This window comes from Pseudomonas putida (assembly GCF_002741075.1).
Taxonomy (GTDB): domain Bacteria; phylum Pseudomonadota; class Gammaproteobacteria; order Pseudomonadales; family Pseudomonadaceae; genus Aquipseudomonas; species Aquipseudomonas putida_T.
Genome location: NZ_CP016634.1, coordinates 895,659 through 914,741 on the forward strand (window position 1 = coordinate 895,659; position 19,083 = coordinate 914,741).

Consider the following 19,083-nt stretch of genomic DNA (forward strand, 5'->3'; position numbering starts at 1 on the left):
CCTGATGTTCAAGATTGTTGTATCAGCAGGTTGACCGGAAACTCCGCCAGCACAGTGTTCAAATACAGCTCCTTTGAAGGGCTGACAGCGGCACCGGAAAAAAGTCCCACACAAGTGGCAGGCGACAAGGCAAACGGCAGGATCAGCCGGGTATCGTCCCAGTTCTGCGCTGGGATCAACGGGGTAGAGGCCTCGCCAAGCAGGGTGCTGCACAGGCGCGGCACTACCACGATGGCCCGGGCATCCTCGCCCAGGCGGGCGAAGGCCAGCACCTTGTCGGCATGTCGGCCATGCACGGTCAACGGCAGGTAGGCGCCGCGCTGGAATAGCTGCGGATGGGCCTGACGGGCGTCCAGAACCCGGGCGATCAGTGCCTGCTTGATACGGCCATCACGCCAATGCGCCAGCAATTCGGCCAGCGGCACACTGTCATCCAGGCTCGCCCGGCGCGCGGCGTAGTCCACCGGGCGACGGTTGTCCGGGTCGACCAGGCTCAAGTCCCAGTACTCATTGCCTTGATAGAGATCGGGCACACCGGGGGTGGTCATGCGCAGCAGGCATTGGACCAGGCCGTTTAGTGCGCCAGGGCAGGCGATGCGTTGCGCAGCGTCGTGAAGGGAGCGGCGCAACTGTTGGTTCTGTGGCCTGAGCAACAGCTCGTCGAGATAGGTCGCGCAGGCTTGCTCATAGGCTTCGTTCGGCGCGTTCCAACTGCTGCGTAGCTTGGCCTCGCGCAGCGCCTTCTGTTGCCACTGGCGTACACGCTCGGCATAGCGGCCCAAGGCGGTGATGTCCTTCACGTCCAGGTCCAGCGGCCAACTGCCGAGCAGGGTCTGATACAGAAGCAGCTCGTCCCCGGGGCTCGGCGCCAGGCCATCGTTCAACATTTGCAGCAGTGGCGCGGCGAGCTCGCGCCAGTGCTCAACGCGGCTGGCAAGCCACGGGGCGTGTTCGCTCAGCACTGCCAGCCGCGCGCGGCAATCCTCGCCGCGCTTGTGATCGTGGGTGGCAGTGGCCAGCAGGTTGTCCGGAAAGTCCCGCAGGCGCTGCTGGGCCTCGTTGTGGAACCACGCTGCATCGGCGCTGAACCGTTCGGCCTCGAAGCCCACATCATTGCGCGAGAGCAGGCGTCCCGAGCGATAGAACGCGGTGTCCTCCACCGCCTTGGCCGCGCTCGGCGCCGTCAATTGCTGGAAGCGCACGCAGGCATGTCGCAGGTGCTTGCGTGGCAGGCCGCGTGGCAGTTGGCGCCAAGGTTGGCCGCCCAGCCAGTGCCGCAGGTGCTCCAGCAGCGGCCAGTCGGCTTCCGCCAGGCTCTGCCGGGCGCCGGCCAGGGCTTGTTGGAAGAACGCCTCGTCGTCGGCCGGGCGGCCGCAGGCATTGATGTAGGTGCGGTACACCGGGTAGTGCTCGACCAACGCCTGCAACGCACGCCGAATCGCGCCGAGGGTCAGGTCGCGGGTCATCAAATCGCCACGGGCCACCTGCAACAAGGCTTGGGCCACGGACTCGCAGTCGCCGGCCAGGCTGGCATTGAGCACCAGGTGTCGGGCCTGACGTACTTCCTCGGAAAAGTCCGGACGTTCGCTGATGCTGCTCCACAGTTCGGTCAAAGGTGCTTCACCGGCCGGATCGTGCTGTACCAGCGAGACCTGATTCATGAACTCGTAACCGGTGGTGCCGTCGGTGCGCCAGTCCAGATGCAGGCGCTCGCCCGCCCCGAGGATTTTCTCCACATAGATCGGAAAATGCGCCACGGCCGCCTGCACAGGGCGGCGTGCGAGCAGGCCGTCCACCCGTCTTCGCAGCTTGCGGCAGTACTGGCGAGGATCGGCCAGGCCATCGATATGGTCGATGCGCAGACCGTCCACCAGGCCGCGTTCGATCAGCTCGAACAACTTGGCGTGGGTCGCCTCGAACACCACCGCACGTTCCACGCGCAGCCCGCCCAGCTCGTTGATATCGAAAAACCGCCGCCAGTTGATGTCATCGGCAGCGGTGCGCCAGCTGGCCAGACGATAGGTCTGATGCTCCAATAGCAGGTGCAGGCGCTTAAGGCCCGCTTCGGTGCGGCTGTCGAAGGCGGCCAGGGCGTCGTCGAGGCTCGCGCCTTCGCCGACCAGACGGGCCAGCTCGGCCTGCAGGGGCAACGCCTCGGTCACCGGATCGGCGGCCTCGCGCAGGGTACTGAAGCGCTGCGCCAGCGCCCGCACTTGCGGGTGTGCGCTCTGGCCGAGGATGTGCCCGTAGTCCAGCGGGCAGATGGGGAAACGGTGCTCGTAGTGGGCGACTTGCAGCAAACCCTGGTCGCCCGCGAACGTCAGAGGAATCTCACCGTTGTGCAATGCCACGCCGTAGTCATTGCCCAGGAACGGCAGCAGCAGTTGCCCGGCCAGCAGCGGGTCGCTGGAATGCCACTGGATGTCGAAGAATTCTGCATAAGGACTGCGCCGGCCCCAGGCCAGCAGGCTCTGCCACCAGGGGTTGTCGGCACCGCCCACGGCCATGTGATTGGACACCGTGTCCAGAATCAGGCCCATGCCGTGCAGGCGCAGCGCGGCGACCAGGCGTTCGAGCGCCGCTTCCCCGCCCAGCTCCGGGTTGACCTGGGTCGGATCGACCACGTCGTAGCCGTGGCGTGAACCTGCACGGGCCTTGAGGATGGGCGATGCATACAGGTGGCTGACCCCCAGGCGGGCGAAGTAGGGCACGAGCGGCACTGCGTCGTCGAGGGTGAAATCACTGTGCAGTTGCAGGCGCACCGTGGCAGTCAACGGTTTCATCGGTCACGCTCCCAGGCTTGTTCGCGGGCTTGGGCCAACAGCTCCAGGCGCCGGGCGGCGTCCTCGTCGTCGAGCAGCTCGCGCACGGGGCGGGCGAAGCGACGACGCCAGTTGGGGTGGCCGTCGGTGGTGCCGGGCAGGTTGGGTTGCTCGTCGCAGCCCAGCAGATCCTCCAGCGGCACGAGCACCAGCGGGGCGCGTGTATGGCCGACGTAGCGGATCGCCGCATCGATCACCGCGTCGTCGTCGGCCAGGGCGCCGTAGTTGTGCTCCAGCGTGCGGCGCAGGCCATCGCGCTCCAGTTGTCGGGTGTGGCGCCAATGCAATTCGGTGGCCGCGTCCACCCGTTGCAGGCGGTGGCTCCAGTCGATGTCGCGGGCTTGCAGCCAGCCGGCCAGGGGGGCCAGGTCATGGGTGCCGGTGGTGGCCAGGGCGTTGTCCGGCCAGTCGAGGATCGGCCTGAAATGCCCGGGCGGCTGCTGCTCGAACGGCAGCACCCGCATGCCCAGCACGGCCTTGGCCGCCAGGGTTTCGCGCAGGCCGTCGGGCACCGTGCCCAGGTCTTCGCCGAGGATCACGGCCTGGTGGCGCACCGACTCCAGGGCCAGCAGCCGCAGCAGGTCGTCTAGCGGATAGTTCAGGTAGGCACCCTCGCTGGGGCGGGCTCCCCGTGGGATCAACCATAACCTGCGCAGGCCCATGACGTGGTCGATGCGCAAACCGCCGGCATGGGCGAGGTTGGCTCGCAGCATTTCGATGAACGCGCGGTAGCCATTACGTTTGAGACCTTCCGGGGAGAACGCGCAGATGCCCCAGTCCTGGCCATGGTGGTTGAGGATATCGGGCGGCGCGCCGACGTTCAGGTCGGCCAGCAGTTCGTCCTGGCGGCTCCAGGCCTGGCTGCCGGCGCCGTCGGCGCCCACGGCCAGGTCGGCGATCAAGCCCACGGCCATCCCATTGCCGCGCGCGGCTTCCTGGGCGCGCTGTAGGCTGCGCTCGGTGAGCCACTGGCAGAAGGCGTGGAACTCCACCTGGGCCGGATAGGCGCTGGTAAAGGCTTCCACCTCCGGGTGATAGGGGTCGTGCCAGGCTGCTGGCCAGTTGCGCCAGTCCGCGTCGAGGCCTCGGGCCATCGCCTCGGCTTGCAGCAACTGGAACCGGCAGTGGTGCAGCAGGGCCTGGCCACCGGCCTCACGGTAGCTGTCGAAGTCCTTTTGCAGCGGGTGAGCGCCTCGGCTGAAATCCTTGTACAGCGCCTGCAACAGCCGGTGCCGGGCTTCTGCGGCGCGGGGCCAGTCCACCAGCGGCAGTTGTTCCAGCTCATCGAGCAGCGGCTGCAACTGGCACGCCTCGATCGCCATGCGCACCTCCCGTTCGCCCAGCAGTGCGGCAGGGCTGGCGTACAGGGTATTGAGCAGCAGGCGGCTGGAGGGGGAATAAGGGCTGTAGTGGCGCTGGTCTATGGCCGACAAGGCATGGATCGGGCTGATCGCCAGGGCGTCGGCGCCCCGTTCTGCAGCGGCGCGGGCCAGTTGCTCCAGGGCCAGGCAGTCGCCGTAGCCGCCGTCACCGGGGCGGCGCAGGCTATACAGCTGGACTGCCAGCCCCCAGCAGCGGGGCGGTGATTGCTCGGTCGCGTCGTCCAAGGCATGGCAGCGTGGGGGCGCGACTGCCAGTGTGAATGGGCGATCGTCGATGGTCAGTTGGTGATAGCCCAAGGGCAGCTGACCCGGCAACTGCGCCTGGTCATCAAGGGCGAGGGTCAGCGGGTCGCCGTTTTCGAGGGTGCACTGCACCGGGCTGCCGGGCGTGAAGTAACGCGCCAGGTCCAGCGGCACGCCCACGTCGGCAGTGAGCAACGGCGGCAGGTGATCGACATCATCGGCTTCATCGAGCGCCTGCAGGCTGGCGACGATGGCGGTTTCGTCTTCGGCGGGGTGGCCAAGGCCGGCCAGCACATGGCGCAGCACATCATCGCTGACCTGCTGGGGGCGGGCATTGGCGTCGACCCAGTCGCGGGCAAGGCCCACCCGTGCGGCCAGTCGATGCAACGGCAATTCGCTCATGGAGCCTCCTGGTCGGGTGGCAGCAGGCTGACCACGCAACTGTGCGCGGGCAGGGTGGTGTCGAGGTGGGCCGTGTCGCTGCTGTCGAACAACCAGCGCTCGACCGGAGGCAGCGCCGCCGATTGCGGCTCATTGGCCAGGTTGAGGTCGACCCGCAGCTCGCTGCCATCGCCCAGGCGCCAGCGTGCGCTCAGGGCCCGCTCGCCGAGTACCGTGGCGCCCAGGGCGCGGGTGCCTGGCAGGTGGGGGATGACATGCAGCCGGCGCAGGGTCAGCAGACGCTGATACAGCCCGTGCCAGCCGGCCACCACCTCCTGGGCCGCGAGCTGCGAGGCATCGAAGGTGGCCTGGGCGTTGGGATCGGGGATGCGCTCGCGCTGCGCGGGGTCGGCGAATGCGGCGAAATGGGCGAACTCGGCGCGGCGTCCTTCGCGCACCGCGTCGGCCAGCGCATCGTGGTGATCGGTGAAGAACAGAAACGGTCGGCGACTGCCTTCTTCATCGCCCATGAACAGCAATGGGATCATCGGCGCCAGCAGCAGCAAGCCGGTGGCCGCGCGCAGGGCCGGGGGCGGGCAGAGGCGGGTCAGACGTTCGCCCAGGGCGCGATTGCCGATCTGGTCGTGGTTCTGCAGAAACAGCACGAACGCGCTGGGCGCCAGGTGGCCGCTGGGCTCGCCCCGTGGTGTGCCATGGCGGTTGGCCTGGCCCTGGAAGACAAAACCCTCGCCCAGGCTGCGGGCCAGTTTTTCGATCGGGCGGTCCTTGTAGTCGGCGTAGTAGCCTTCTGTTTCGCCGGTCAGCAAGACGTGCAGGGCGTTGTGGCCGTCGTCGTTCCACTGGGCGTCGAAGCCTTGCTCAAGCAGCGAGGCCTGGTTGTGTTCGTTTTCCAGCACCAGCCATACCTGACGACCTGGTGCCACGGCGGCGCGTACGCGCTGGGCCAGCTCGACGAGAAAGTCCGGCTGGTCGATGGCATGCACCGCGTCCAGGCGCAGGCCGTCGAAACGGTAGTCGCACAGCCACATCAGGGCGTTCTGGATGAAATACTCGCGGACCTGGGGCTGGCGAAAATCGATGGCGGCGCCCCAGGGAGTCTGCCGGTCTTCGCGAAAGAACGTGCTGGCGTACTGGTGCAGGTAGTTGCCGTCGGGGCCGAAGTGGTTGTAGACCACATCGAGCAATACCATCAGGCCATGGCCATGGGCCTCGTCGATCAAGCGACACAGCTCGGCCGGACTGCCATAGGTATGTTGTGGGGCGAACGGCAACACACCGTCGTAGCCCCAGTTACGTGTCCCTGGAAACTGCCCCAGCGGCATCAGCTCGATGGCCGTGATGCCCAGCTCGGCCAGACGCGGCAGTTCGTGTATGACCCCGGCATAGCCGCCCAGCAAGCCGACATGCAGCTCCTGGATCACGGCCTCGTGCCAGGGGCGCCCCTGCCACGGGTGGCGCCAGGGGTAGCCGGATATGTCCACTACCTGGCTGGGCCCTTGCACGCCCTCGGGCTGGTAGCGCGACGCAGGGTCAGGCACCTGCAGGGTGCCGTCGATTCGATAACGATAGCGGTCACCGGCCCGGCAAGGTGCCAGGCCGGTGAACCAGCCACCGGCTTCAGGCAGTAGTTCGACCGCGGGTTGTTGCTCCAGCTGCAAGCTCACGCTGCGCGCATCGGGCGCCCAGAGGGCGAAGCGCGCCGACGTGGCGTCCAGCAAGTGTGCGCCATGCCTTTGCATCTTCGGTGCCCTCGCTCAGTAGTGGCCGGCGTGGGCCTGGCAGACCAGTTCCTCGTACAGCTTGGCGTAGGGTTCCACCGCTTGGCACCAGTTGAACGGTTGGGTCATGGACAGGCAGCGCATGGCGTTGAGCAGGTCTTTCTTGCCGTGCACATAGAACGCCCGGGCGAGCGCGGTGCGGTAGCTCTCGACCGTCGATTCGTCGAACAGGAAACCGGTGACACCGTCCTCGATGGTGTCGGCCAGCCCTCCGGTGTTGCGCGCCACCGGCAGCGAGCCGAAGCGCTGCGCGTACATCTGGCTCAGGCCGCAAGGCTCGTAGCGCGACGGCATGAGGAGGAAGTCGCTGCCGGCGAACATGCGTCTTGCATCGGTTTCGTTGAAGCCGATGCGCACGCCGATCCGCCCCGGATAGCGCAGGGCCAGCTCGCGCATGGCCTGTTCTTCCTCGGGTTCGCCCCGGCCGATGATGGCGATCTGGCCGCCCTGTTGGACGATGTAGTCGGCCACCCCGAGGGTCAGGTCCAGGCCTTTTTGATAGACCAGGCGTGAGACCACGGCGAACAACGGCCCGTCCGATGCATCGAGTTGGAACAGCGTGCGCACTTCTTGTGCATTGCGCGCCTTGCCGTCCCAGTCGTTGAGGCTGAAATTGTGCTGCAGGTGCTTGTCGGTGGCCGAATCCCAGCTCTCGTCGATGCCGTTGGGAATGCCGCCAAGCAGACCTTGCTGGGCTTTGCTCGCCAAGAAGCCATCCAGACCGCAGCCGAATTCGGGCGTGGTGATCTCCCGGGCGTAGGTGGCACTCACCGTGGTGATATGGCTGGAGTAGGCCAGGCCCGCCTTGAGGAACGACAATTTGCCGTAGAACTCCATGCCTTCTTGTTGCAAGGCATGGTCGGGGATGGCCAGTTCCGGGCAGCAGCCCCGGCTGAATACGCCCTGGTAGGCGAGGTTGTGGATGGTGAACAAGGTCGGGGTGTTCAGGCCGCGCCAGTGCATGTAGGCCGGAGCCAGGCCTGCCGGCCAGTCATGGGCGTGCACCAGGTCGGGGCGCCAGTGGATCATACCTTCGCCGGCGGCGATTTCCGCAGCGGCCAGGCCCAGGCGGGCGAAGCGGATGTGGTTGTCCGGCCAGTCGCGGCCATTGTTGGCGCCGTAGGGCGTGCCGTCGCGCTCGTACAGTTCGGGGCAGAGCAGGACATAGATGACCAGGCCATCGGCCAGGTCCATGCGCCCGATCTTGCAGGGCGGTAGCGCCGCGTGCCCGCCCAGTTCGCCGACGATATGGATGGGGTTGTCGCTGTCGACCACCTGGCGGTAGCCAGGAATCAGCACTCGGACATCGTGCAGATGGGACAGGGCGCGGGGCAGGGCCGAGGACACATCGCCCAAACCCCCGGTCTTGACCAGGTCGGCGATCTCCGAGGTGACGAACAGGATCTTGCGCTTGTGCTGACTGTGACGGCGCTGGGCGCCAGGTGCCTTGGCTGTCGTGGCGAACGCTGGTGGCAGCGATTCGCGGTTGTCCGGGGTGAATGTGTCTACGTGAGGTTCGACAGCGGCACTGATCATACTTCTCTCCGTCCCTTGTGTCGGGTGGCTGGCACCCTTTGGCGTTATGTCGTGTTGGTTCTCTCTAATTCATATCTTCGTCGTGCGGTCCATGCCCCAGGGTCGTGCGCACAAGCACCGTGCAATCAGCGTTCCAGCCGAAGGCAGTTGAGCTGTTTGGGGTGTGGGTGGGCCGAAGCGGGGAGGTCCCCTGTGCATTGGCCTACTTAGTTCCTGACTCGCCGATTTGTAGGAAAGTTTCTTTTTTTTTCCGTCTGGTTAGCCAGGCGGTTTGGCGGACAGAATCCCGAGTGTAGGGGAGGTTGCGTTACATTTGTGACCCGCTGGTCATTTAAATGATGACCCTGGCATCGCGCAAACGTTGGCGGGTTGTCACAGATGTAAATGTGCGCAATAGAGAGGCCGCCAAGCGCGCGGCCTCAGGACGCGAAAAGGGCGTGATACGCCCTGAGCGATCAATCGATCGGCAAAAGCGACGAATGATGCTGGCTGATCAACCAGCGCTCGCCGTCCCAGCGATAGGTGAAGGTGTAGCGTGCCGCCACCTGCTGGCCGCTGGCAGCGAAATCAAAGGTGTACAACCCTGCCAGGGTCGCCTCGTTGCAGCTTTGGCGCATGTGGTGAGTATCGAGCTTGCCGCTGGGGCGCTTGGCCAGGAATTGCTCGAAGTAATCGATGCGTGCTGCACGGGTCTGGCGAGGCGTCTTGGAAACGGTAGGCAACAGCAGGGCGTCGTCCAGGTAGAGGTTGGCGACTTGATGCGGATCCCCGCTTTTGAGGCTGTCGTTCCATTGTGCGAACAACCCCAGGATTTCATTTTCGCTGGCGGTCTTGCAGGTATTTGCGGTGGCTTGGCTCGACAGGCAGGTAAGCCCGATGAATGTCAGAAACAACCCGTACGTGGGTAAGGTCATGGCAGATCTCCGCTGAAAGCAGGCAACACACGCCTGCGACGCAGCCCACTGTAAAAATGGCGGCAGCAGCGAACCATCAGAATTCGGTACGGGGTGCGAAGGAGGGATCTTGCCGAGTGGGAGCCATTAGCTCCCACGAAGAGCGACGGGGGATCAGAGGCGGATGGATTTGTCGTTGTCGCAGCGGGCCTGTTCGAGCAACTGGTTCAGCTGGGCGACCTGCTGGCGCAGTTGATCGCGTTCATCCTTCAGGCGGCGCAGCTCGTCACGGCGCACGGTGACATAGAGGGTCTGGGTGGGGGTGGCAGGCATCAGGGTACCCATGGAAACACCTCGCGTTTCTGGCTGGTGACAATTTCAAGCGTAGACGCTTGGCGCGGCGGCATTCTGAATTCTTTTCCTGGCCTTGGGAACTTTTTTGTTTATCGTTGTCGCCCCGTTCGTCGGTGAACCCTCGAGCGGGACGCTGGACTAATCTGAAAACCTGAACCGCGTTGTCATCCATTTCATAAGGGGAGCATCGACACATGCAACTGGGAATTGTCGGGCTGGGCCGCATGGGCGGCAACATCGCGAGGCGTCTGATGCTCGCAGGGCATCGGACCGTGGTCCACGACCGCAATCGCGACGCGGTGATGGCGCTGGAAGGCGAGGGCGCCCAAGGGGCCCACGACCTCGGTGCATTGGTACAGAAGCTCAAGGCGCCTCGCGCGGTATGGGTCATGCTGCCCGCCGGCGAACCGACCGAGCAGACCATCGCCCAGCTGGCCGAGCTGCTGGAGCCGGGCGACGCGATCATCGATGGTGGCAACACCTTCTATAAAGACGACATGCGCCGGGCCACCGAGCTGGCCAAGCTTGGCCTGCATTATCTGGACGTCGGCACCTCGGGTGGTGTCTGGGGGCTGGAGCGCGGCTACTGCATGATGATCGGTGGCGAGAAGGACGTGTTCGAACGCCTCGAACCGCTGTTCAAGGCCCTGGCCCCCGGCGTGGGCGATATCCCCCGCACCCAGGGCCGCGAAGGCGAACATGGCCGCGCCGAGCACGGCTACATCCACGCCGGTCCCGCTGGCGCCGGGCACTACGTGAAGATGGTGCACAACGGTATCGAGTACGGCCTGATGCAGGCCTACGCCGAAGGCTTCGACCTGCTGCGTAGCAAAGGCGGCAACGAACTGCCCGAAGACCAGCGCTTTGACCTGGACGTGGCCGAGATCGCCGAAGTGTGGCGTCGGGGCAGTGTGGTCACTTCCTGGCTGCTGGACCTGACCGCCGATGCCCTGGTGGCCGATCCGCAACTGGCCCAGTTCAGTGGCTCGGTATCCGACAGCGGCGAAGGCCGCTGGACCATCGATGCCGCCGTTGAGCAGGCCGTCCCGGTACCGGTGCTTTCCAGTGCACTGTTCGCCCGTTTCCGCTCGCGCCAGCAGCAAGGCACCTATGGCGACAAGATCCTCTCGGCCATGCGCCTGGGCTTTGGCGGCCACGTCGAGAAAGGCAAATGACGACGCAACGCATACCTGCCGCGCCGCCCTGCACGCTGTTCCTGTTCGGCGCCAATGGCGATCTGGTCAAGCGCCTGCTGATGCCGGCGCTGTACAACCTCAGTCGCGATGGTCTGCTGGACCGCAACCTGCGCATCGTCGGCGTCGACCACAATCCAGCCACGGCCGAGGCATTCGCCGAGCGCCTGCATGCCTTCATGGTCGAGCGCGACAAGGGCGGGGAGGGCAGCAACAAGTGCCTGGACGACAAGGTCTGGGCCCGCCTGGCAAAGCGTCTGGACTACCAGACCGGTGACTTCCTGAGCCCGGCCACCTACGAGGCCATCGGCAAGCGCATCGACAAGACCGCCCATGGCAATGCCATCTTCTACCTGGCCACCTCGCCGCGCTTCTTCCCGGAAGTGGCGCAGCGCCTGGGCGATGCCGGCCTGCTCGATGAGTCCGGCGGCGGTTTTCGCCGGGTGGTGGTGGAAAAACCCTTCGGCACCGACCTTGCCAGCGCCGAGGCCCTCAACGCCTGCCTGCTGGGAGTGATGAGCGAGCGGCAGATCTACCGGATCGACCATTACCTGGGCAAGGAGACGGTGCAGAACATCTTGGTCAGCCGGTTCTCCAATGGGCTGTTCGAGTCGTTCTGGAACAACCATTACATCGACCACGTGCAGATCACCGCCGCCGAGACCGTCGGTGTCGAAACCCGGGGTGCCTTCTACGACAACACCGGCGCACTGCGCGACATGGTCCCCAATCATCTGTTCCAACTGCTGGCGATGGTCGCCATGGAGCCACCGGCAGCCTTTGCCGCCGACGCCGTGCGCAGCGAGAAGGCCAAGGTGATCGGCGCCATCCGCCCCTGGTCGCAGAAGATGGCGCTCAAGCACTCCGTGCGCGGCCAGTACGTGGCCGGCAAGCAGGGGCGCAAGCGCCTGGCCGGGTATCGCCAGGAGCCCAACGTCAGCCCTGATAGCCGCACCGAAACCTATGTCGCCCTCAAGGTGATGATCGACAACTGGCGCTGGGCCGGCGTGCCGTTCTACCTGCGCACCGGCAAGCGTATGAGCGTGCGCGACACCGAGATCGCCATCTGCTTCAAGCCCGCGCCTTATGCGCAGTTCCGCGAGTCGGAGCTGGAGCGACCCAAACCCAACTACCTGAAGATCCAGATCCAGCCCAACGAAGGCATGTGGTTCGACCTGCAGGCCAAGCGGCCTGGGCCTGAGCTGGTGATGGAAAACGTCGAGTTCGGTTTTGCCTACAAGGACTTCTTCAAGATGACCCCGGCGACCGGTTACGAGACCTTGATCTACGACTGTCTCACCGGCGACCAGACCCTGTTCCAGCGCGCTGACAACATCGAGAACGGTTGGCGCGCAGTGCAACCGTTCCTGGATGCCTGGGCCAGCGGCGCAGAGGTGCATGAATACCCCGCCGGCGAAGACGGCCCCGCGGCGGGCGATGAGCTGCTCACGCGTGACAAGCGGGAGTGGCACACCTTGGGATGAAAGGCTGCTGCCCAGCCTATCGCAGGCTTCGCCAGCTCCTACAGCGTCGGCGGTGACGCCTGCGACAGGGCGTAAAACAGCCCCAAACCTACAGTCTTGCAGAGGAGCCCCCATGCCAGCCCCGATCGAAGACTACGCCCTGCTCGGCAACTGCCGCAGCGCTGCCCTGGTCAGCCGCGATGGCTCCCTGGACTGGCTGTGCGTCCCACGTTTCGATGCCCCGGCGGTGTTCGCCGCACTGCTGGGCAACGAGGAAAACGGCCGCTGGCGCCTGGCACCCAGCGACCCGGTCGAAACCGTCAGCCGCCGCTACCTCGATGACACTCTGGTGCTCGAAACCACCTACACCACCGCCAGCGGCCGGGCCCGCGTCATCGACTGCATGCCCCTGGGCGAACACAACGCCGTGGTCCGCATCGTCGAAGGTCTGGCCGGCGAAACCGCCTTCGAGATGGACCTGGTGTTGCGTTTCGACTATGGGCGCAGTGTCCCTTGGGTGGAGAGGCTCGATCCGTGCACCCTCAGCGCGGTCGCCGGCCCCGACCGGATGATCCTGCGCAGCACGGAGCCGGTGCACTCGCGCGACTACCACAGCGTCAGCCGATTTCGTGTCTTGGCTGGTCAGCGTCAGGTGTTCAGCCTGCGCCATCAACTTTCTCACCTGCCGCCACAACCGGCCTTCGATGTCGAGCAAGCCCTGGAAAAGACCATCACGCAATGGCAGGCCTTCGCGGCCCGTTGCCCGGATGTGGGCCCCTGGACGCCCTTGGTCCGCCGTTCCTTGCTCACCCTCAAGGCCCTGACCTATGCGCCCACTGGCGGCATGGTCGCCGCCGCGACCACCTCGTTGCCTGAGCGCGTGGGTGGCGAGCGCAACTGGGACTACCGCTATTGCTGGCTGCGCGATGCCACCATGACGCTGCTGGCGCTGATGAACCTCGGCTACTTCGACGAAGCCCAGGCCTGGCGTGAATGGCTGCTGCGCTCGGTGGCGGGCAACCCCGAGCAGATGCAGATCATGTACGGCCTGGCCGGTGAGCGCGACTTGCAGGAGTTCACCCTGCCGTGGCTCAGCGGCTACGAACACTCCCGCCCCGTGCGCATCGGCAACGCCGCCTCGGCGCAACTGCAACTGGATATCTATGGCGAACTCGCCGACGCCATGACCCAGGCCATCCGCGGTGGTCTGCCCCGGCACCCGCGCAGCTCGGCCATTGCCCGCGCGATCCTGCCGTACCTGGAGCGTATCTGGCGCGAGCCGGACGAGGGCATCTGGGAAGTGCGCGGCGGGCGCCAGCATTTCGTGCATTCCAAGGTCATGGCCTGGGTCGCCTTCGACCGGGCTGCAAGCCTGGCCGAAACCACCGAAGAAGACCGCGAACGGAGCCGGCACTACCGGCAAGTGGCCGACCAGATCCATCGCGAAGTCTGCGAACAAGGGCTCGACTCCACGCGCCAATACTTCGTCCAGGCCTATGGATCCCGCGAGATGGATGCAAGCCTGCTGCAGATCGCCCTGACCGGTTTCCTGCCCGCCGACGATCCGCGATTCCTGCGTACCTTGGCCCAGATCGAAAAGCGCCTGCTGCGCAATGGTTTGCTGCTGCGCTATGACAGCGACCGCTGCAGCGACGGCCTGACGCCGGGAGAGGGAACGTTCCTGGTGTGTTCGTTCTGGCTGGCGGACGTGTATGTGCTGCTCGGGCGGCAGCAAGAGGCACAGGCCTTGTATGAACAGTTGGTGGGGCTCTGCAATGACGTGGGCTTGCTGGCCGAGCAATACGACCCGGTGGGCAAGCGGATGCTGGGGAACTTCCCCCAGGCGTTCAGCCATATCGGGATTATCAATACGGCGTTGAATCTGCACCGGGCGCAGTGTCCGGTCAGGGATCGGGCGAGTGGATTGCAGTGAAGTGTCGGTAGAGCACAACGGGTCTTCGCATGACGCCGAAGCGTTCCTTATGCCTGGCACTTACAGTGCATAGGCTTTTAGGGAAATCGGGCAGTGGAAACGCTATGAGTGCGAGGGAACAGTGGTACAGCGTCAGGACGGCACCAAGCTTGAAGTCTTTGTTCCTGACCAGGGGTGTGACAATGGACTCTGGTTCAACGCTGGGGCTGAATGGGCTTATATGGGAGTGATCACGCCGAGAGTTAGGCCCTGTGTCGCAATGGGCTGCAGGGCAGCCCACTTCGATTCACATGGACCGATCAACGCTTCAATCGTGATGCTTGTGCTTCTTGTGCTTGTGTTTCTTGCCGGAGTTGTGGCTGCTGTGGTGGTGATCGTCATCGGCCATGCTGTTGCCGATGGCGCTGCCCGCTGCGCCGCCCAGGCCGGCACCGATGGCACCGCCGGTGGAGCCGCCGACCTTGTTGCCCAATACCTGGCCGCCGGCTGCGCCCAGGCCGCCGCCGATGGCGGCTTCGGTTTTCTTGCCGTCTTTGGCCGACACCGCACCACCTGCCGCGCCGCCGACACCGGCGCCGATCGCGGCACCTGTGCTACCACCGATGGCCTGACCGACCACACTCCCCAGTGCACCGCCGACACCGCCGCCAACAGCGGTGTTGGTGGTTTCGCCAGCGATGGCGTACGAGCTGGCCATCAGGGTGAAGAGTGCGATTACAGGAAATGACTTGCGCATGTTTTACAGATCTCAGGATGAATCAAGAGCGCGAAGTCTGCGGCCCGGCGTGGGCACGGTCAACGAAAAACCGATGGGCTCTGGACCCAGGTCAAGCATTCGATGACAGGCATGGCCGTTGGTCGGCGTGATTCATGCCAGGCGCCCATCGCGCGCCATGTGATAGCGGCGCAAATCCTGCGCCAGGATCAGGTTGCCGCTGTAATGCGCCTGTGCCTCCTGGCGCACATCTTCGATCGATGGGCTGCGCTGCGGGTTGGGTTGGTAGCGGGCGCTGAAGTGGGTGAGCACCAGGTTCTTCACGCCTGCCTGCTCGGCGAAGCGGGCGACTTCAGCGGCGGTGCTGTGACCAAAGGTCATCTGGGTGCGCTCGACGATCGGCTGGGTGAAGGTCGCCTCGTGTACTAATGCATCAGCGCCTTGGGCGACGTTCGCGAGCAGCGAGGGGGTATCGTTATCGCCGCAGACGATGATGCGCCGGGGCGGGCGGGACGGACGCAGGTAGTCCTGGGGGTTGAGTTCACGCCCGTCATGGATGACCGGGATGCCTTGGGCCAGCTCGCCCCACAGCGGGCCGCGGGGAATGCCATCGGCCTCCAGCCTTGGGATGTCCAATCGTGGTTCGGGGTTGATCTCGGTGAACACGTAACCATGGCTGGGCACGCGGTGTGACATCTGCACGGTGCTCACCTGGATATTGTCGTTGTGCCATTTGCCGAGGGTTTCGACTGCCAACAGGCGCAGTTCGAAGCTCAGGTAGGTCTCGCTGACAGCGAGGCTCAGGCGCAGCCAGTCGTGCAGCACGGCGGGCATGATCAGGTCCAAGGGGCGTGTGCGGCCAGACATACCGGCGCTGGCCAACAGGCCCGGCAGGCCGAAGCAGTGGTCGCCATGCACATGGGTGATGAACACGCCGCGCAGGTCGCGGATTGACAGCGACGTGTGCAGCAACTGGTGCTGGGTGGCTTCGCCGCAGTCGACCAGGTACCAGTGGCTACCGGTGGCCTCGATGACGGCGGTGCCGGTGACATTGCGCGCCTTGGTGGGCACACCGGCAGAGGTGCCCAGGAACTGCAGGTCCATTGACTGGCTCCAGTGGAGGGGTACCTGCATTGTCAGTGTGGGCCGTGTTGCGGGGCAAGCCCGTGGCTGGATGTGGGAGCGACTGTCTTGCTCCGTGGCGATCCCTTCGCGGGTAAACCCGCTCCCACAGGGATTGCGTCAGTAAGGCAATTTGAGCTTCTCCAGCACCATGGCATTTCCCACAGGGTTGGCGGTGACTCTCCATCTCTGGGTTGGCCCGCAGCCACAGGGTTGGTGCTGAACCTTGTGGGAGCGGGTTTACCCGCGAATGCGTCAGTACGGCCACCCTCCATTTCGGGGCGAGCCCTCTCTCACCGGCACAGGAGTATGTTCAAGCGCAACACAGAACCTGTGGGTTTACCCGAGAGAGAGGGCGCTGCGCTCCCCGTGAGTTTTAGCCCAGCACTTTCCCTGCCACCTCATCGACCGCCGCCTTGGTGATGGCCACGATGCGCTCGGCATCCTGCTTGTCCAGCACCAGCGGTGGCGCGAAGCCGAGGATGTCGCCATGGGGCATGGCCCGGGCGATCATGCCGCGCTCCAGGCACGCCGCCGAGACCTGCGGGCCGACCTTGAGGGCGGGGTCGAAGGCGGTGCGGGCTTCGCGGTCGGCCATGAACTCCACCGCGCAGAGCATGCCGTCGCCGCGCACTTCGCCCACCAGCGGATGCCCTTCGAGGGTCTCGCGCATGCGTTGGTTGAGGTAGGCGCCCACCACGTCGGCGTTGCCGGTCAGGTTCTCTCGCTCGAGGATGTCGAGGTTGGCCAGCGCCGCGGCCGCGCAGATCGGGTGACCGGAATAGGTCCAGCCATGGCCCATGGGGCCGGCCTTGCGCGAGCCTTCTTCGATCACGTTCCACACTTTCTCACCGACGATCACCGCCGACAGTGGCGCATAGGCGCTGGTCAGGCCCTTGGCGGTGGTGATCAGGTCCGGGCGGATGCCGTAGCGCTGGCTGCCCATCTTCGAACCCAGGCGGCCGAAGGCGCAGACGACTTCGTCGGCGATCAGCAGCACGTCGTAGCGGTCCAGCACGGCCTGGATCGCTGCCCAGTAACCCTTGGGTGGAACGATGATGCCGCCAGTGCCCATCAATGGCTCGCCGATGAAGGCCGCCACGGTCTCCGGGCCTTCGGCGAGGATCAGCTTCTCCAGCTCATCGGCGCAGTACTGCACGAAGGCCTGCTCGTCCATGCCGGCCGGGGCCTTGCGGTACCAGTGCGGGCAGACGGTGTGCCTGACGCCTTCGACCGGCAGGTCGAAGTGCTGATGGAAGCTGGGCAGGCCGGTGAGGCTGCCGGTCATGATGCCCGAGCCGTGATAGCCGCGATCGCGGGAAATGATCTTCTTCTTGTTGGGGCGCCCGAGGATGTTGTTGTAGTAGCGCACCAGCTTGACCTGAGTCTCGTTGGCGTCGGAGCCGGAGAGGCCGTAGTAGACCTTCTTCATGCCCGCCGGCGCCCAGTCGATGATGCGGCTGGAGAGCTCGATGATGGCCTCGGTCGAGTGGCCCACATAGGTGTGGTAGTACGCCAGCTCCTTGGCCTGGCGGTGGATCGCGTCGGCCACCTCGGTGCGCCCGTAGCCGATGTTCACGCAGTACAGGCCGGCGAAGGCATCGATCAGTTCGCTCCCTTCGTGGTCGCGCAGGCGAATGCCTTCGGCACCGGTGATGATCCGCCCCTTGAGCGCGCCGCTGGCATGGTCATGGGCGTGGGTCGAGGGGTGCATGAAGTGGGCACGGTCTTGCTCGAACAGCTGGTTGTATTCTGGGTTCATGGCAAACACTCCTTAGAGTTGACCTTGGTGGTGCAGGCAAAAGTATTTGGTTTCGACGAAGGGCTCGAAGCCTTCGCTGCCGCCTTCGCGGCCCAGGCCCGAGGCCTTCATGCCGCCAAAGGGGATGGGGTGGCCGGTGAATTTCACGCCGTTGACCGCGACCATGGCGTGGTCCAGCCGGCGAATCAGCGGGTGTACTACGTCCAGGCGGTTGGAGCAGATGTACGCGGCCAGTCCGTATTCGGTGTCGTTGGCCATCTCGATGGCCTGCTCCAGGGTGTCGAAGGGCATCACGCCGGCAATCGGTGCGAAGTTCTCTTCCTGGTAGATACGCATGCTTGGGGTCACGTCGGCCAGCACCGTGGGCTGGTAGAACCAGCCGCCCAAGGCGTGGGTTTCACCGCCCACCAGGCGGCGGGCGCCCTGGGTAATGGCATCTTCGACTCGTGCCACCGTGGCGTCGAACGCGCCCTGGTGCATCAGTGGGCCGACGTCGGCCGGGTTTTCCTGGCCGTCGACCATCGCTGGCCCCACCCGCAGCGCCCGCACGGCCTCGGCGAAGCGCGCCAGGAAGGCCTCGTACAACGGGCGCTGGACCATGATCCGGTTGGCCGCGCAGCAATCCTGCCCGGAGGTCTGGAATTTCGCGGCCACGGCCACCTTCACTGCCAGGTCCAGGTCGGTATCGGCGCAGACGATGAACGGGGCATTGCCGCCCAGCTCCAGGGCGACCTTCTTCACATCCTGCGCCGCCGCCTGCAGCACCAGCTTGCCGACCCGGGTGGAGCCGGTGAAGCTGACCGAGCGCACCCGTGGGTCGCGCACCAGTGTCTCCATGGTCATCTGCGGCTCGCCGATCACCACGTTGAACACCCCCGCTGGGAAGCCAGCCGCCTCGGCCAGCTCGGCCAGGGCCAGCGCCGAGTAGGGCGTCTCGTGGGCGGGTTTGACCACCACGGTGCAGCCGGCCGCCAGGGCGGCTGCAGCCTTGCGGGTGATCATCGCGCTGGGGAAGTTCCAAGGGGTGAGCAGGGCGCACACGCCCACCGGCTCCTTCACCGTGCCCAGGTCCGCGCCCGGGATGTGGCTGGGGATGGTCTGGCCATACAGGCGGCGCGCTTCTTCGGCGAACCAGGGGATGAAGCTGGCGGCATAGGCGATCTCACCGCGCGCTTCGGCCAGCGGTTTGCCTTGCTCCTGGCTGAGGATCCGGGCCAGGGCCTCCTGGTGCTCCAGAATCAGCTCGCCCCAGCGGCGCAGCAGAGCCGCACGCTCTTCCAGGCGCAGCGTGCGCCAGGGTTTGAAGGCGCGCTGGGCGGCGTCCACCGCCGCGACGATCTGTTCGTGGTCGAGCAGCGGGACATGGCCGAGGGTCTGGCGGTTGGCCGGATCGAGTACAGCGATGCTGTTGCCACTGGTGCTGTGCAGCCATTGGCCGTCCACGTAGCACAGCGACTTGAATGGGTATTCGTCTGACATGATGTT

Annotated in this window: 13 protein-coding genes; 3 read left to right on the top strand and 10 right to left on the bottom strand. The window is 65.3% G+C overall.

Annotated features, from left to right (window positions below):
• Positions 1-8: 8 nt before the first annotated feature.
• From IEC33019_RS04515 to IEC33019_RS27480, 6 genes are all read right to left on the bottom strand, one after another.
• Positions 9-2,783 (bottom strand): malto-oligosyltrehalose synthase, encoded by a 2,775-nt coding sequence (locus IEC33019_RS04515; RefSeq protein WP_070092699.1) that lies wholly within the window; start codon positions 2,781-2,783, stop codon positions 9-11.
• The gene (gene malQ / locus IEC33019_RS04520; RefSeq protein WP_070092698.1) at positions 2,780-4,849 is read right to left on the bottom strand and encodes a 4-alpha-glucanotransferase; all 2,070 of its coding nucleotides are present in this window, start codon (positions 4,847-4,849) and stop codon (positions 2,780-2,782) included. The genes IEC33019_RS04515 and malQ overlap by 4 nt, the downstream gene beginning before the upstream one ends.
• Positions 4,846-6,588 carry a malto-oligosyltrehalose trehalohydrolase gene (gene treZ / locus IEC33019_RS04525; RefSeq protein WP_070092697.1) on the bottom strand — a complete coding sequence of 581 codons (1,743 nt, stop codon included), beginning with the start codon at positions 6,586-6,588 and terminating at the stop codon, positions 4,846-4,848. The genes malQ and treZ overlap by 4 nt, the downstream gene beginning before the upstream one ends.
• Before the next feature lie 15 nt (positions 6,589-6,603).
• Positions 6,604-8,163 (bottom strand): glycogen synthase GlgA, encoded by a 1,560-nt coding sequence (glgA, locus tag IEC33019_RS04530; protein ID WP_099593106.1) that lies wholly within the window; start codon positions 8,161-8,163, stop codon positions 6,604-6,606.
• Positions 8,164-8,618: 455 nt separating this feature from the next.
• On the bottom strand, positions 8,619-9,077 hold the full coding sequence (locus IEC33019_RS04535; RefSeq protein WP_070092695.1) for an SgcJ/EcaC family oxidoreductase: 459 nt from the start codon (positions 9,075-9,077) through the stop codon (positions 8,619-8,621).
• Between the two features lie 153 nt (positions 9,078-9,230).
• The gene (locus IEC33019_RS27480) at positions 9,231-9,401 is read right to left on the bottom strand and encodes a DUF6026 family protein (protein WP_170831780.1); all 171 of its coding nucleotides are present in this window, start codon (positions 9,399-9,401) and stop codon (positions 9,231-9,233) included.
• Between the two features lie 203 nt (positions 9,402-9,604).
• Here IEC33019_RS27480 and gnd point away from each other — a divergent pair, with 203 nt between their 5' ends.
• From gnd to IEC33019_RS04550, 3 genes are all read left to right on the top strand, one after another.
• Positions 9,605-10,585, top strand: coding sequence for a phosphogluconate dehydrogenase (NAD(+)-dependent, decarboxylating) (gene gnd / locus IEC33019_RS04540; protein WP_070092694.1), 981 nt, complete (start codon positions 9,605-9,607; stop codon positions 10,583-10,585).
• A complete protein-coding gene (zwf, locus tag IEC33019_RS04545; RefSeq protein ID WP_070092693.1) occupies positions 10,582-12,087 on the top strand; it encodes a glucose-6-phosphate dehydrogenase in 1,506 nt (501 codons plus the stop codon). The genes gnd and zwf overlap by 4 nt, the downstream gene beginning before the upstream one ends.
• 112 nt (positions 12,088-12,199) lie before the next feature.
• Entirely contained in the window at positions 12,200-13,999 is a 1,800-nt protein-coding gene (locus IEC33019_RS04550) for a glycoside hydrolase family 15 protein (protein WP_070092692.1), read from the top strand.
• A gap of 307 nt (positions 14,000-14,306) precedes the next feature.
• Here the strand turns inward: IEC33019_RS04550 and IEC33019_RS04555 are convergent, their stop codons facing one another.
• The 4 genes from IEC33019_RS04555 to IEC33019_RS04570 all read right to left on the bottom strand — a co-directional run bounded on the left by IEC33019_RS04555 (position 14,307) and on the right by IEC33019_RS04570 (position 19,077).
• Positions 14,307-14,735 (bottom strand): glycine zipper domain-containing protein, encoded by a 429-nt coding sequence (locus IEC33019_RS04555; protein ID WP_070092691.1) that lies wholly within the window; start codon positions 14,733-14,735, stop codon positions 14,307-14,309.
• A gap of 132 nt (positions 14,736-14,867) precedes the next feature.
• The gene (locus tag IEC33019_RS04560; protein ID WP_070092690.1) at positions 14,868-15,818 is read right to left on the bottom strand and encodes an MBL fold metallo-hydrolase; all 951 of its coding nucleotides are present in this window, start codon (positions 15,816-15,818) and stop codon (positions 14,868-14,870) included.
• A 394-nt stretch (positions 15,819-16,212) separates the two neighbouring features.
• On the bottom strand, positions 16,213-17,598 hold the full coding sequence (locus tag IEC33019_RS04565; RefSeq protein WP_070092689.1) for an aspartate aminotransferase family protein: 1,386 nt from the start codon (positions 17,596-17,598) through the stop codon (positions 16,213-16,215).
• Between the two features lie 12 nt (positions 17,599-17,610).
• Positions 17,611-19,077: an NAD-dependent succinate-semialdehyde dehydrogenase gene (locus tag IEC33019_RS04570; RefSeq protein WP_070092688.1), complete on the bottom strand. Its 1,467-nt coding sequence runs from the start codon at positions 19,075-19,077 to the stop codon at positions 17,611-17,613.
• Positions 19,078-19,083 lie beyond the last annotated feature (6 nt).

Coding starts and splice junctions, on each gene's coding strand:
- gnd (WP_070092694.1), top strand. CDS start 9,605: ATGCAACTGGGAATTGTCGGGCTGGGCCGCATGGGCGGCAACATCGCG.
- IEC33019_RS27480 (WP_170831780.1), bottom strand. CDS start 9,401: ATGGGTACCCTGATGCCTGCCACCCCCACCCAGACCCTCTATGTCACC.
- IEC33019_RS04535 (WP_070092695.1), bottom strand. CDS start 9,077: ATGACCTTACCCACGTACGGGTTGTTTCTGACATTCATCGGGCTTACC.
- treZ (WP_070092697.1), bottom strand. CDS start 6,588: ATGCAAAGGCATGGCGCACACTTGCTGGACGCCACGTCGGCGCGCTTC.
- IEC33019_RS04555 (WP_070092691.1), bottom strand. CDS start 14,735: ATGCGCAAGTCATTTCCTGTAATCGCACTCTTCACCCTGATGGCCAGC.
- IEC33019_RS04565 (WP_070092689.1), bottom strand. CDS start 17,598: ATGAACCCAGAATACAACCAGCTGTTCGAGCAAGACCGTGCCCACTTC.
- IEC33019_RS04515 (WP_070092699.1), bottom strand. CDS start 2,783: ATGAAACCGTTGACTGCCACGGTGCGCCTGCAACTGCACAGTGATTTC.
- IEC33019_RS04560 (WP_070092690.1), bottom strand. CDS start 15,818: ATGGACCTGCAGTTCCTGGGCACCTCTGCCGGTGTGCCCACCAAGGCG.
- glgA (WP_099593106.1), bottom strand. CDS start 8,163: ATGATCAGTGCCGCTGTCGAACCTCACGTAGACACATTCACCCCGGAC.
- IEC33019_RS04550 (WP_070092692.1), top strand. CDS start 12,200: ATGCCAGCCCCGATCGAAGACTACGCCCTGCTCGGCAACTGCCGCAGC.
- IEC33019_RS04570 (WP_070092688.1), bottom strand. CDS start 19,077: ATGTCAGACGAATACCCATTCAAGTCGCTGTGCTACGTGGACGGCCAA.
- malQ (WP_070092698.1), bottom strand. CDS start 4,849: ATGAGCGAATTGCCGTTGCATCGACTGGCCGCACGGGTGGGCCTTGCC.
- zwf (WP_070092693.1), top strand. CDS start 10,582: ATGACGACGCAACGCATACCTGCCGCGCCGCCCTGCACGCTGTTCCTG.